Below are 14,449 nucleotides of genomic sequence, written 5' to 3'. Positions count from 1 at the left end.
CCTTACGTCGTGCGAATCCTGCTCAGACAGGCATGATCTGCTGGGCCGCCCACTGCAACATCATCCGGAAGTGGTTGTCCCACCAGTTGTAGGACTCCGTGGTGAAGGCCTCCGGTGGCGGCAGCTCGCCCGGGAAGAGCAGCGCGCCGTTCGGGGCGCCGACCTTGGTGGTGGCGGCCGGTATGCCCGATCCGGACAGCAGCGAGGTCGCGACATTCGTCTCGGCCTCGTGCGCGGGCTCGGCGGGCACCAGCGACTCCGGCCGATCCTGCTGGCCACTGCCCCATCGCTGCGCGGAGTACTGCGGCTTGGCGTCGGCCGGATCGATGGTGACGACCGATATCTCGGGCTCCGGTATGGCGATCGGAACGGGGCGGTCCAGCACCGGGCCGTCGACGCTGTGCGGATCGTTGCGCACCCGCTCGGGCCTGCCCGCGGCAGCGTCGCCACGAACGACCTTCGAGTCGGCCGTGACGTGCGCGTCTTTGAGCGCCGCATCCGGCAGCGTCCGCGCCGAACCGCCCGACACGTAGACACCACCGACCACCAGCCCGCCCGCGAGCACGCTGGCCGCGGCGAACACCGCGGCACCGCCACGCACCCGGCGCACCCGTTCCTCGGTCTCGCCGACGCCGTCCACGTCGGCCATGGCGTACAGCGCGGCACCGGCCGCGGACGCGGCGGCCGAGGTCTTGCACGGGATCACCGGGGCGCCGAACGCGTCCACCGCCGCGACGACCGCGGGCTTGCCCGCGGCCGAGCCGATCAGCACCACCGCGTCCGGCCGGACCGCCGCCGCCTCGAACTGATCCCAGGCCGCCGTCACCGCGGCACCCATCGACTCCGCCGTGGCGCCGCCCGACTGACTGGTCGCGCCGAGGATCCGGCGACGGCCGTGATCGATCAGGGTGAACGCCTGATGCCCGGGCACCACCTCACAGATCAGCAGATCGTCGAATTCGTCGAGCCAGGTCATCATTCCGGCCACGCTGAGGTGGGCCGATTTGGACGACACCAGCGACGCGGTGTGCCAGCGGCCGGACGCCAGCCGGGTGACGATGGCGCGCCGCTCGGCGGCATCCCGGTAAACGACCGCCGCACCGGCGATCTCATGCTCGGGGCCGAGTTCGGTGGCGAGTTCGTCCATCGCCAGCTCGACCGCTTCGGCCAAGTCCGCCTTGCTGTCGCCGAGCGTCCGTTTCACCCGATGCAGCAGCACGCGCTCGGGTAGCCGGGCGCCGGTATCGGCGAAAGCTACCGCGTGCACGGCGCCGCGTTCGGTGGAAACGCCGAGAGTTACCACTGATCGAGCTACCACTGGTCGCGCCTTCCTGGTCCGTGCGCGTGTCAGAAGCCACGCGCGCTCGGTATGTGTTCGGTGCCACATTCGATCCGGATGGGTGGTGAATTCGGACAGAAGATGAACACGCAGAAGCCGTGCGCGTGTCGTGGGTGTGTCCATACCGTTAGCCTGGATGGGTGGAAGTACGCGCGGAGGCCAGGTCGAAGCAACGGCTGGACCCTGCGTTGGAGCTGCAGGACGACCCACAGGAGCTCATGCCGCGGCGACGGCCGACGCAGGAACGCAGCAAAAAGAAGTTCGACGCGCTATTGCAGGCGTCCAGGGAACTACTCGTCGAGGTGGGGTTCGAGTCGTTCACCTGTGAAGAAGTGGCGGCACGTGCCGAGGTTCCGATCGGCACGCTCTACCAGTTCTTCGCCAACAAGTACGTCATCGTCTGCGAATTGAATCGGCAAGACCTCGTTGCCGTTTCGCGGGAGCTCGCCGATTTCCACGGCGAGATCCCGTCGCTGGACTGGCTGCGGCACATGAACCAGTTCGTCGACCACATGGCGAACCTGTGGATGACCGACCCGTCCCGGCGCGAGGTGTGGCTGGCTATGCAGTCCACCCCGTCGACCCGGGCGACCGGCGCGATCCACGAGAAGGAGTTCGCGGAGGTCGTCGCGCAGATGCTGCGGCCGCTCACGCCGCGCACACCGCGGCCGCGACGCACCATGATGGCCGAGGTGCTGGTGCACGTGGTCTATTCGATGCTGAACTTCTCCGTCCAGGACGAGCAGAGCAACGCCGAGGCGGTGTCCGAGCTCAAGCGCCTGATGGTGGCGTATCTGCTGGTCGCGGAGAAGGAGTCGCGCACGGCCAGCGGGCGCTAGGCGGTCTGCTCCCCGGCCGATCGGGTGGTCGAGACGCCGTCCAGAATGGTGTTCGCGACCAGCTCCGGGTTGTCCCACATGGGCATGTGGCCGCAGTCCGGCAGCGTGACCCACTTGGTGTGCGCGGGTAGTTGATCGCGCACCTGACTGGTGCTCGGCGGCAGCATCCGGTCCAGGGTGCCGAACGCGATGGTGACCGGCACGGTGATCCCCTGCCCGCCCTCGAAGCGCAGCTTTTTCGCGATCTTCAGCGCGCGACGTAACGTCGGCCCGGAGTGGTCGAAGTCGCGCACGAAATCAACGGCCTCGACGGCCGTCATCCGATCGGGGTGGCCGACCGGGAACCACAGGCCCACCGACCTGGTCTTGCCGACCACCGAACGCGCGGCAGTCCTGGTCAGCAGCGCGGCGGCGAGTCCTACCTGGAACTGCGCCCGCAGCGCCAACGGCATCTGCTTGTGCCACAACGCGACCGGCGCAAGACCGACGAACGAGCTCGCCAGGCCGCGCTTGGTCGCCTCCAGGCCGATCAGGCCGCCCATCGAGTTGCCGACCAGATCGACCGGGCCGTTGATCCCGAGGCGCGGTAGCTCGGCGGCCAGCCCGTCGACGATCCAGTCCATGCTGACGTGCACGTCCGGCCCCGGTGCCGGGGTCTGTCCGAAGCCCGGGAAGTCCAACGCGATGACCCGGCGCTGCGCGCTCAGCCGGTCCAGCACGGGCAGCCAGCACCGCGCCGACGCGCCGCCGCCGTGCAGCAGCACCAGCGGACGGCCTTCGCCGCGTTCGATGCGATTCCATTCGGTCATCGGCAATCCCCTTCGTCGTGCGATCGGGCAAAGCCGCGATCCGCCTGCGCTACTCGGCCACGACCGCCGCGTTTGTCCGAAAATACAACCGCACGGCTAGGCATCGTTGCCGACTCTCCAGTATTACGCGGGAAAATGCTGGCCGGCTATAGTGCGGCAGTCGAATTACTCGCACGTCTTTTGTTGCTGAGTCCAACTGGAGTTACCCTGCTCAGTAATGGTCAGCCGCCCACCACCCGCCGACCGCCGTGCCCTGTTGGCTCGGTTGTTCTCGCACGCCACCGAACTGACCGCCAGGACGATCGACAAGATGCGTGCCGAGATTCCGACCTACGCGCGGATCGATCCGACGGTGCTGCTGCCGGACGCGGTTCGCACCGTCCAGCAGCTGTTGCGGACACTCGCCGCGGAGCGCGATCTGACCGACAGCGAGTTGGCCGTCTTCACCGCGCACGGCGAAACCCGTGGCCGCCAAGGCATTCCGGTGACCGAGATGTTGCGCGGCTGGCGGCTCGCGGTCCGGACCGCGATCGACGAGGTAGTCACGACGGGCCGGCGCCTCGGCGTCTCGGACGGCGAACTGCTGGAACTGACCAACGACATCCTCGCGCTCACCGATACCGCGATCCTGGCGGTGGCTCGCGGTCACCTCGACGCCGAATTCCAGCAGACCAGGCACGACCAGCAGCACCGCACCGACCTGGTGCGCGGCATCCTGTTCGGCACGCTCGGTCCCGGCGAGATCCGCCTGCAGGTCGAACGCTACGGCTTGGACTCCTACCGGGAGTTCCACGCGGTACGGGCCAGGCCGAGCGCCGACCTACCCGCCGACCCGCTGGCCAAGCTGCTCGAGCCGGTCGGCGGCGACCGGCCGCACGGGCTGCTCGCGGTCGTCGACGGCGACGTCGCGGGCATCGTGGACGCCGTCCCATCGGCCGACATGGAGACGGCGGTCGGCATCGGCCCGGCCGCCCGGCTGGACCGGATGGAGCCGTCGTTCCGCCGCGCTACCCGGGCGATGGCGACCGCCGACGCCTTCGAACTGACCGGCGTGCACGATCTGGCCGACCTCGGCCTGTTGCCCGCGGTATTGGCCGACACCGAAGTCGGCGAGGAGCTGTTCCACCGCTACATCACGCCGCTCGGCGAAAGTGACGGCGCCACAGCGCTACTCGATACCGCCCAGCAGTATTTGAGTAACGGCATGCGAGTGGACCATGTCGCCGAGGCGATGCAGTTGCACACCAACACGGTGCGCTACCGGCTGCGCCGCTACCAAGAGCTGGTCGGGATCGATCTCGCCGATCCCGACCGCGCCCTGGAAGCGTGGTGGGCGCTGCAGCGCAGGCGGCTGCGGCGCGCGCACCGAGAGTGATTGTCCGCCTTACCCTTCGCGGCCCTCGATCAGGTCGACCATTTCGCCCGGATCTTCCAGGACCACCATGGCGGCGGCGGTATCACCGTCGTGCGTCAACGACAGGTGCACCCTTACCCGCGGCAGGAATTCGGCGGCGAGGCCGTGCAGCTTGATGCTCGGCCTGCCCCACGCGTCGTTGACCACCTCGATCAGCGGATAAGGATTGTCGCCGATCTGCGGGCGGCGGGCGAAGCGAGATGAGGCCCAAGCCTTGATCACCGCTTCCTTCGCCGCCCACCGCACCGCGTAACTGCGCGCCGGATCGGTCGCCTTGCTCTGACAGTAGCGTCGCTCGCCCGCGGTGAAACTCTCCCGGATCATGGTTGTTCCGGCGCGTTCGAGCTGTTCGGCGAACTCGGAGATGGTCACCAAGTCCAGGCCGATACCGAGAATCGTCATAGGCCGGGAGCCTACGACCTGGTCTGGCGGTCGGTGCGCGAACTGTCCGCAGTGTGGCCAGCGCCGCAACCGAAGCCCTCGGCCCGGTACGCGCCGTCGCCACCGAGGCGAGCCTCGGCCGACAGCAGCACGTCCGCTTCCAGCTGACGCGACTGCTTGGCAGGCGTGCCGTCACCACCCATGCGCCGGTCCGCCGGCCGCTCGTACAGCGGTGCCCCGCCGCACATCGCCTCGGTGAAGCGCTGCCGCCCGGCGAGCTGACGCTGCTGCGCCCGCTCCTGGTAGGCCTCGCGTCGCTCCGGGTCGATCGCCTGGATGAAAGCCTCCGGATGCACCACCGCGAGCAGCCCGTTGACATGCCCGAAGCCGAGCGAGGTCAGCAGGCCGGCCTTGAGCGAGAACTTCTCGCCGAAGCGCAGCGGCTCGCGCGCCCACACCAGGTGCGGGTACGCCTGCATCTTCTCGTCGACACAGTCCAGGCTCCGGTTCGGCGGCACCACACCGTTTTCCAGCACCTGGCACAGGCCGATCAGCTGGAACGCGGCCGCGCCGCCCTTGGCGTGCCCGGTCAGGCTCTTCTGCGAGACGACGAACAGCGGCGCGCCGTCGGAGCGGCCGACGGCCGTGGCCAGCCTGGTGTGCAGCTCGGACTCGTTCGGGTCGTTGGCCGCCGTCGACGTGTCGTGCTTGGAGACGACCGCGATGTCGTCCGGGCCGACACCGAGCTTGCGCAGCTCGGCGGCGAACCGGGATTCGCGCCCGCCGCGTCCCGCACCGAGCGCGCCGAGGCCGGGCGCCGGGATGGAGGTGTGCACGCCGTCGGCGAAGGACTGCGCGAAAGCGACCACGCCGAGCACCGGCAGGCCCATCTCCACCGCCACGTCGCCGCGGGCCAGCAGCACGGTGCCGCCGCCCTGCGACTCCACGAATCCGCCGCGACGGCGGTCGTTGGCGCGGGAGAAGTACCGGTCGCTGATGCCCTTGGCGCTCATCGCCGCCGAGTCCGCCGTAGCCGACATGTCACCGAAGCCGACGATGCCCTCGATGCCGAGGTCGTCGAAGCCGCCGGCCACGACCAGCTCGGCCTTGCCGAGACGGATCTTGTCGACGCCCTCTTCCACCGACACCGCGGCGGTGGCGCAGGCGGCCACCGGATGCACCATCGCGCCGTAGCTGCCGACGTAGGACTGCACCACGTGGGCGAGCGCCACGTTCGGCAGCGCCTCCTGCAGGATGTCGTTGGCCCGCGACTCGCCGAGCAGGTTGTCGACGTAGAGCGAGCGCATCGAGGACATGCCGCCCATGCCGGTGCCCTGGGTGTTGGCGACCAGGCTCGGGTGCACCCAGCTCATCAGCTCGGCCGGACTGAAGCCGGAGCTGACGAACGCGTCCACCGTGCAGACGACGTTCCAGAGGGCAACGCGGTCAACGGAATTCGCCATCTCCGCGGAGATGCCCCAGATGGTCGGATCCCAGCCGGTCGGGATCTGGCCGCCAACGGTGCGCGACAGCTTGGCCCGGCGCGGCACCCGAATCTCGGTGCCCGCCTTGCGCGTCACCGTCCAGTCGGCCGAATCCGCCACCGGCACAATGACCGTGTGTTCGGGGTCGGCCGCGTGGAAAGCGCGGGCCTCCGTCTCGCCGCCGACCGTGAACGTCAGGTCCTGATCGAGGAACACCGAGGTCATCAGGGGCGCGCTGTTATCCACCATGGCGCCGTCGTCGCCGTAGCGGCGCACGCCACAGCGGGCGACCACCGCGTCGTGGTACTTGTCGGCCAGCTCGGCTTCGGCGACGTAGTCACCGGATTCGGCGTCGTACCAGCCGGGCTTGGGGTCGTTCTCCCAGGTGACCAGGCCGGTGGTCCAGGCGAGCTCGAGCACGCCCGCCGCCGAGAGCTGGTCTTCGACCTCCATCTCGAACCGGGTGCGCGCCGAGCCGTACGGGCCGAGCTCACCGGCACCGACGATCACCACCATGTCGGCGAGATCGGTGGTGACCGTGCCCCATTCGGGCACCGGCAGCACGGAGGACATGGTCGGCGGCCCGGGCAGGGCCGAAATCGTGACCGCCGCATCGGCTTCCACGTCATCCTCGGCGGCGCGCTCGGCGGCCTGCTTGGCCAGCGCGGGCAGATCGAGCTTGGCCCTGGCCAGTCCGCCGGTCAGGTCGATCTGCTGCGGACCGGTCGCGGTGACCTGGCGAGCGCGCGAGGTGCACCACTTGAGCAGTTCGTCGGCCATCTCGGTGGTGGACCAGGTGGTCACGCCCGCCTTCTCCACGGCCTCGACCATCGGGTCGTTGTGGCCCATCAGCCCGGTGCCACGCACCCAGCCGATCATCGCGTGCACCAGGGTGACCCGGGTCGACCACGACTTCTCGACCCGCCACTTGGTGACCACCGCGTCGAGCGCGGCCTTCGATTCGCCGTAGGCACCGTCGCCGCCGAAGAGTCCGCGGTTGGGCGAACCCGGCAGCACCACATGCAGTTTCGCATCGACGTCGTGATCGGCGCCGACGGTGGACAGGCCACCGATCAGCCGCTCCACCGACCAGAGCAGCACGCGCATTTCCATTTCCGCGCGGGCACCCGCGTCGGCGAGGACACCGGCCACCCGCGGCGCCGCGAACGGCAGCAGCAGGGTCGGCGTCATCGCGTCCTTGGTCTTGATCTTCGCGCCACCGGCGTTGTCGACCTGCTCGGTGCCGACCCACTCGATCAGCGCGTCGATGTCCTGGTACGACGCCATGTTCGCGGGGACCACCCAGAGGGCGGCACCGTGCCGGGCGTTGTCCCGGTACAGCTTCCGGTAGAAGCTGAGGCGGTCGTCGTTGAGGCTCGACGTGGTGACCACCACGGTCGCGCCGCCGCCGAGCAGCCGCCCGGTGACCGCCGCCGCGATGGAACCCTTGCTGGCACCGGTGATCACCGCGATATCCGCGGACCAGATGCCGCGGTCATCGGTGCTCAGCGCGGCCTGCGCGATGCGCTCGTACACACCGGCCAGCACCGAACGGGCCTCGTGCTTGGCCCGCTCGCGCCACCAGTTGGCCTGCGCGGCAACGGCTTCGCCCGCACCGAGGTAGCCGTTGACCGGCAGCTCCGCGGTCTCGGCGTCGTCGCCGAGCCAGAGCCGAGCCAGATCCTCACGGGCGGTGGCCCATCGGTCGTCGAGCAGTACGGCCTTGCGGGGATCGAAGGCGGGCGCGACCAAACGCGGCCAGTCCGAACCCAATTCGGCCGAGACCAGGTCGACGAGGGAGTTGTCGGTTGCCTCCGGCGCGGTCACCTGCTCGGCCAGGCCGAGCTGTTCGAGCACCACCCTGGCGGCCGTGGCGAGCACGCCGTCGCGGCCGGTGATCTGCTCGGTGAACTCACCGAGCGCGGCCGCGTCGACGGTGCCACCGCCGCCGCCACCGGTGGAAGGCAGCGATACCGCGACGCCGCGGCGAGCGGCGACCGCCTGCACGGCGGTGTCGATCGCGGCGTCTACCGAGGCGGCATCGCCCAGCGCGCCGGAGACCAGCCCGCCGAGGTCGCCGCCGCGGACGCTGGCGCCTTCCCTGGTGCCGAGGGAGACCTCGGCGGTGACATGGTTGGCCCAGCCGTCGCCGAGCTCCCAGACCTTCTTCACCCGCTCGGCGATCGCGGCAGGCCGCTTGCCCGAGGGTCCGAAGACCTTGCGCAGGTGGTCACCGATCGAATCGGACAATACTGATCCGAAGGCACGGTATGTGCGGGCGAGCCGCTCGACGGTGACCGACAGCGCACCCATGTCCGCGTCGGCGGCGCCGTCGATGGCGCCGAGCGAGAGCTCGGAACCGAGGTCGACCAGCAGCTGGTTGCGGCGCGAGGAGACGCCGTCGCACAGGCCCTCGATGGTGTCGACCGGACCGATCTGGTCCAGCCGAAGCTTGGTCCACAGCGCGATGAGCACGCGGGTGGCGTCGGCGGCGGTGAACGTGATGTCGTCCGGACGCGGTCCGCCCGAGCTGGCCACCGGTGCGGCGGCCACCGCGGGAGCCGCGGCGGGCGTTGCGGCGGAAGCGGTTTCGACGGTCTCGTCGGCGGCCTCGTCGACCGGCGCGGGATCGGTGTCGGTCGAGTAGACAACCCCGGCCTCGCGCTCGATGTTGAGCACCTCCACCGTCGCGCCGCTGAACGCGGGCAGCTTCAGCGTCTGGGTGGCCAGGTTCGCCACGGTAGGCGTTGCGCCCAAACCGATTTCGACGAACCGCTCGACACCGAGGCCGCCGTGCGCGGTGTCGGTGAACAGCAGGTCCTGGGTCTCGATCCAGCGCACCGGGCTGGCGAACTGCCACGCGAGCAGCTCGACCAGCACGACGCGGCACAGCTCGACGGGTCGTGCCGACCAACCCTCGAAGTCGGCGAGGACCGCGGCGAGCGGCTCCGAGGGCACCAGATCCGCGATCTCCTGGACGAATTCACGTTCCAGCGAGAACGGCTTCGGCACCAAGTTCGGGATGTAGCGGCCGATCAGGATTTCCGGGTGCAGGTCCGCGGGCAGCAGCTGCTCGAGCTTGTGCCGGAACTCCGGCACGCCCTTGCGCAGCACGGTGGAGTGGAACGGCACGTCGATGCCGGGCACCACGATGAACGCCCGCTTGCCACCGAATTCCGCACGGCGTCGGTCGATCTCGGTCTCGAGTGCCTCCAGTCCGGCGACCGTGCCCGCGATGGCGTACTGCGAACCGCGCAGGTTCAGGTTGACGACCTCGAGGAACTCGCCCGTCGCCGCGCCGATGCCGGTGACGAAGTCGATCACCTCGTCGTCGGGCAGCCCGATCTGCGAGGGGCGGATAGCCGCCAACCGGTAGTCGCTGCGGCCCTGGGCATCACGCGGCACCAGCTCGTGCATCGCCGATCCGCGCTGGAACACCACCTCGAGCACCGCCTCCAGCGGCAGCACCCCGGCCGCCGCGGCGAGCGCGTTGTACTCACCGACCGAGTGGCCGGCCAGCATCGCGCCCTCGACGAACGCACCGGCCTCGCGCAGCTCGGCCACCTGGGCGACACCGAGGACCGCCATGGCGACCTGAGTGAACTGGGTCAGATGCAGCACGCCGTCCGGGTGCCGGTGTTCGACACCGCGCGCCTTGAGGAAGGTCGGGTTGTCGCGCACCACAGCGAGAATCGAGAAGCCGAGCGCGTCGCGGGTGTGCTTGTCGGCACGGTCCCAGATCGCCTTGGCGGCCTTCGAGCGGGTACGCGCGTCCAGGCCCATGCCCTTGCGCTGAATACCCTGGCCCGGGAACGCGTAGACGGTCTTCGGCGCGGCGGTGCGACCGGTCGCGGTCATCACCAGATCGCCCGCGGCCCGGCAGGACACCTCGACGATCTCGCTGCCCGCGTCGACCGCGACCCGCTCGACGCGCACGTCGATCTCCGCGCCCGGGCGGACCATGCCGAGGAAACGGGTGGTCCACGCCGTCACGGTGCGGGCCGGAATCGCACTCTCCGGGTCGACCGCCGAGACCGCGTGCTGCGCGGCGGCCGAGAGCCACATGCCGTGCACGATCGGGCTGCCGAGACCGGCGAGCTTCGCGGCGGAATCGCTGGTGTGGATGGGGTTGTGGTCGCCGGAAACGGCGGCGAACGCGTGCATGGTGCGCGGCGCGACGACCGTGACATCACGGCGTCGGCGGCGCGGGGTGTCGGTGGCCTCGTCGGACACCGTGCCCGCCGCGCGCGGCGGATCGGTGAGTTCGCCCGCCCCGTTGCGGCCGCGGATGGCGAACCGCTCGGTGAGGGTGGCGACGGTCGGCATGGACAGCCCGGTTTCCGGCCGGTCCAGCAGGCCCGCGATGTGCACCCTAACCTCGACGACGCGGCCGAGGTCGGTGTCGAGCGTCTCGCCCGCCTCCGCCCGCACCGCGAGAACGCTTGGGCTGCTGGGCAGTTCGCCCGCCAGCTCGATCTGGTGGTCCAGGTGAACCAGGTCCAGCATGCCTTCGATAACGCTCGCGCCATCAGCGGCACGCGACGAGCCGAGCACGGCGAACACGGCGGGCCAGCAAGCACCGACCAGCACGTCGGGAACAGTGCGGCCGAGCGTGCTCAGTGCCGAGGGCAGACCCGAACCGGTCACCCCGGCATGGTCGGCGACCAGGTCCGGCGACCACGCGATGTTGAGATGGGCGACCTTGCCCTTCACCTCGGGCAGCTCCTGCCCGGCGGCGACGGCGAGCAGTGCGGCCATGGCCTCGTGCGCGTCGGCCTCGGTGACGACCGGAGCGCCACCGTTGTAGGTGGTGGCCGGCACGGTGACGCGGATGCGAACCGCCTTGCCGCCCGACAGCGGAACGGTCAGCTCGACATAGGAGCTGTCGGCCTCGGGTCCGGTGGTCTCGGTGAGCGTGGCACCGCTCGGCGGGTGCACGGCGCCCTTGCCGTCCACGGTCCAGTCGGCGAGATCGCCGAGCCGGTGTACCGGGTTGACGGTGGTGCGGCCGGACCATTCGATGTCCGGCGCGGCGAGCACCGTGTCGATCGGGCCGGTGGTGACGCTCGCGACGCGGCGCGCGTCGATGGCGACCGGCACCACACCGGCGCGCACCAGCGAGTACGCCGTGTCCTGCTCGAACCTGTCGAGCAGTTCGCCGACCGGCTCGTCGACGCGGGTGATGCCCGCGACGGCGACGGTGCCGGGGATGACGCACACCTGGTCGGCCGAGTAGCGCGGATCATGGGCCTGCCACAGGGAATCCGAGCGCCACCAGCGACGCACGTCGCCATCGACGACCGGCACGAAGTTGACCGGCTTGCCCGGGGTCTTGCACAGCGTCACGAAGAACGGGACGTCGGCCGGGTGCAGCAGCGTCTGCTCGGCGACGGGGTACCGCGCTTTGAGCGCGCACAGCGCGCCGACCGGATTCTCGAATTCCGCGTCGGAGGCGAACAGCGTCGGGATCTCGCCACGATCGGCCGCGTTGAGCCGAGACTCGGTGCGCCGCATCATTTCCGCGAAACGGTCACGCCAGGTGATGTCGAGCCACACCGAGCGGGTGGCGTCGGTGATCGCGTCACCGATGTCGCTGCCGCAGTCGAAGTCCTTGCGGCGGTCCAGCCCGACGGCGAGCTCGACGTAGCGCTCCAGCCAGTCCAGGTAGGTCATCGAGGCCACATCGCCGAAATACGGCTTGGCCGTGGCGTTCAGCGCCTCGATGATCTCCTCGCGGCGGGCGGCGACGGCGTCGGCGTCACCGGCGACCTCGTCGAGCAGGCGCCCGGTGCGCGAGGCGGCGTTGTCGATCTCGTGGATGTCGGCGCCCAATTGGCTACGGCCCGAGGCCATTCCGCCGGACGCGGTGCCCGCGCCGACCCAGTCGGGGGTGCCGGGTGTGTCGACGAGCAGCTGCTTGACCTCAGGCGCGGTGGTCGCCTCCAGCGTGGCCATGGCGGCCGTGCCGACCAGCACGCCGTCCAGCGGCATCACCGGGTAGCCGTGCGGGGTCGCCCACTCACCGGTCAGGTATTCCGTTGCGCGCTCGGGGGTTCCGATGCCGCCACCGACGCAGACCACCACGTTCTCGTGGGCGCGCAGCTCGGCGTAGGTCTCCAGCAGCAGGTCGTCGAGGTCTTCCCAGGAGTGGTGGCCACCGGCCCGGCCGCCCTCGATGTGCATGATCACCGGGTAATCCGGCACCTCGGCCGCGATCCGCAGCACCGCGCGGATCTGCGCGACGGTGCCCGGCTTGAACGCGACATGGGAGATGCCGACCTCGGTGAGTTCCTTGATGAGCGCGACGGATTCGTCGAGCTCGGGGATGCCCGCCGTGACGATCACGCCGTCGAACGGGGCGCCCGCGGTGCGTGCCTTCTGCACCAGTCGCTTGCCACCCAGCTGCAGCTTCCACAGGTACGGGTCGAGGAACAGCGAGTTGAACTGCACCGTGCGACCGGGCTGCAGCAGCGTCTTCAGCTCGGCCACTCGATCGGCGAAGATCTGCTCGGTCACCTGGCCGCCACCGGCCAGCTCCGCCCAGTGCCCCGCATTCGCCGCCGCCGCAACGATTTTCGCGTCGACGGTGGTAGGTGTCATGCCCGCCAACAGAATTGGCGACCGGCCGGTCAGCTTGGTGAACGCGGTCTCCACCACGATCCGGCCGTTCGGCAGCCGAACCGGACGCGGCGCGAACGCCGTCCACGGTGCGGCCGTCTCCGGCGCGGCACCCGGGGTGAGCAGGCTGCGCTGCCCCGCCCGTGTCGCGGCGGCGACCATACCGACGCCGGTGCCCTTCAGCGAACCGCCAGTCACCCTGGACAGCAGATCGCCGGGGCCGAGATCCAGAATCCATTGCGCGCCAGCGGCAACCACGCCGTCGACGATCTCCACCCAGTCGATCGGATCGACCAGGATCTCCTGCGCGAGCGAACCGGCCAGCGCCGCGTCCAATCCGCACTGGTTGGCCCACGAGGTCACCAGATCCACCGTGTCGGCCAGCGCCGGGTGATGGAACGCGACATCGACGGCCACGTCCTCGAAGACCGGCGCGAAGATGGCGCCGCCGCGAACCTTGGTGTCGCGCTCACGCGACTGCTCGTTGTGAATCTGCGCGCAGCGCTGGCGAACTCGCTCCAGCTGCGCCGGCGTGCCGGAGAGCACCGCGCGCCTGCGCCCGTTGCGAATGGACACCACCGCGGCCGCCGCCGGGTCGACGCCCTCGGCCACCTGGGCAACCACATCGCGCAGCTGCTCGGGATCGACATTGGACACCGCGACCATCGGCGAGCGCTCGCCGACCGGCATCAGCCCACGCCGCCGGGCCACCAAACCGGCGGCCGCGCCGATCAATTGCGCCAGCGCCAGGATCTCGGCGTCGCGCTGCCCGCCGGACTCCACCGCGGTCGCCGCCAGGCGGCCCTGCGAGTGGCCCACGATCGCCACCGGCGCCTGTTCGGTGGGATCGAGTCCCTGCAGTCGCAGCGCGCGCATCGCGGCCACCTGAGAGAGCAGCACGCCGGGCATCGACACGGCCGCCGAACGCAACTCCTGCGCCGACGGCGCCTCGGAAACCTCACCCTGGTCGGTGTCGACCAGTTCGTCCTCGAGCATCCACCCGATCGGGTCGAAGCCGACGGGACGGACCACAAGCAACTGTGCCGCAACGGGTTCCAGCAGCGCTTCCGCCTCGTTGACCAATGCGGTCAATTCGGGCTCCAGCGCGCTGTCGCGGCCGATCTCTTCCAGTTCATCGAGCCACTGGGCGCCCTGCCCGCCGAAGGCGAGCGCGTACGGCGTCCCGCTCAGCAGGCGATCCAGCAGTGGCGATCGGGTCCCAGCCCCCTTGGCCGCGCCGACCTTCGCGCTCTGTCCGGTACCGGTCTCGGTGCTCTCGTTGATCGTCAAGACGATTCGACTTCCTTCTCTTGGCGACGCGCCCTGGCAAGACACGCCGCTCCCTCCGGTGCGCAGGTGTTCCTCAGCGTTGGGGCCTGATACCGGCGAGGATAGCCAAAATCATGAGGAAATCCTCACGTTTACTCGGCGGCTAGACCGCATACTGCCGAGTATTCATGTACGTCCGTACCAGAATCATGCCAAACATGACCCTTCCTCATGTTTGAACACGCTGGTCCATCGGGTTACTAACACGTAGGAAACATGAGCGCTCCTCATGTTGA

The 14,449-nt window shown here is 69.7% G+C and carries 6 protein-coding genes; 2 read left to right on the top strand and 4 right to left on the bottom strand.

The window, feature by feature from the left end; translation table 11 throughout:
- Positions 1-22: 22 nt before the first annotated feature.
- Positions 23-1,318: a hypothetical protein gene (locus ACIBCN_RS41160; RefSeq protein ID WP_396997865.1), complete on the bottom strand. Its 1,296-nt coding sequence runs from the start codon at positions 1,316-1,318 to the stop codon at positions 23-25.
- A 239-nt stretch (positions 1,319-1,557) separates the two neighbouring features.
- On the opposite strand from ACIBCN_RS41160, the gene ACIBCN_RS41155 reads away from it, so the two are divergent.
- On the top strand, positions 1,558-2,178 hold the full coding sequence (locus tag ACIBCN_RS41155; RefSeq protein ID WP_396998050.1) for a TetR family transcriptional regulator: 621 nt from the start codon (positions 1,558-1,560) through the stop codon (positions 2,176-2,178).
- On the opposite strand, the gene ACIBCN_RS41150 is transcribed toward ACIBCN_RS41155, so the two are convergent.
- Positions 2,175-2,987: an alpha/beta fold hydrolase gene (locus tag ACIBCN_RS41150; RefSeq protein WP_396997864.1), complete on the bottom strand. Its 813-nt coding sequence runs from the start codon at positions 2,985-2,987 to the stop codon at positions 2,175-2,177. The genes ACIBCN_RS41155 and ACIBCN_RS41150 overlap by 4 nt on opposite strands.
- 217 nt (positions 2,988-3,204) lie before the next feature.
- Between ACIBCN_RS41150 and ACIBCN_RS41145 the strand changes: the two genes are divergently transcribed.
- Positions 3,205-4,362, top strand: coding sequence for a PucR family transcriptional regulator (locus tag ACIBCN_RS41145; protein WP_396997863.1), 1,158 nt, complete (start codon positions 3,205-3,207; stop codon positions 4,360-4,362).
- 9 nt (positions 4,363-4,371) lie between these two features.
- On the opposite strand, the gene ACIBCN_RS41140 is transcribed toward ACIBCN_RS41145, so the two are convergent.
- Entirely contained in the window at positions 4,372-4,803 is a 432-nt protein-coding gene (locus ACIBCN_RS41140) for a holo-ACP synthase (RefSeq protein WP_396997862.1), read from the bottom strand.
- A gap of 11 nt (positions 4,804-4,814) precedes the next feature.
- Positions 4,815-14,174: a fatty acid synthase subunit beta domain-containing protein gene (locus ACIBCN_RS41135; protein WP_396997860.1), complete on the bottom strand. Its 9,360-nt coding sequence runs from the start codon at positions 14,172-14,174 to the stop codon at positions 4,815-4,817.
- Positions 14,175-14,449 lie beyond the last annotated feature (275 nt).

The sequence above is a fragment of the Nocardia sp. NPDC051052 genome (genome assembly GCF_044456045.1).
Classification (GTDB): Bacteria; Actinomycetota; Actinomycetes; order Mycobacteriales; family Mycobacteriaceae; genus Nocardia.
Note: the sequence above shows the minus strand (reverse complement) of the source record. Positions and strands in the feature narration are given on the sequence as shown.

What these genes read in the sequence shown, in the direction of transcription:
- ACIBCN_RS41155 (WP_396998050.1), top strand. Translation starts at nt 1,558, where the DNA reads ATGCCGCGGCGACGGCCGACGCAGGAACGCAGCAAAAAGAAGTTCGAC.
- ACIBCN_RS41140 (WP_396997862.1), bottom strand. Translation starts at nt 4,803, where the DNA reads ATGACGATTCTCGGTATCGGCCTGGACTTGGTGACCATCTCCGAGTTC.
- ACIBCN_RS41150 (WP_396997864.1), bottom strand. Translation starts at nt 2,987, where the DNA reads ATGACCGAATGGAATCGCATCGAACGCGGCGAAGGCCGTCCGCTGGTG.
- ACIBCN_RS41145 (WP_396997863.1), top strand. Translation starts at nt 3,205, where the DNA reads ATGGTCAGCCGCCCACCACCCGCCGACCGCCGTGCCCTGTTGGCTCGG.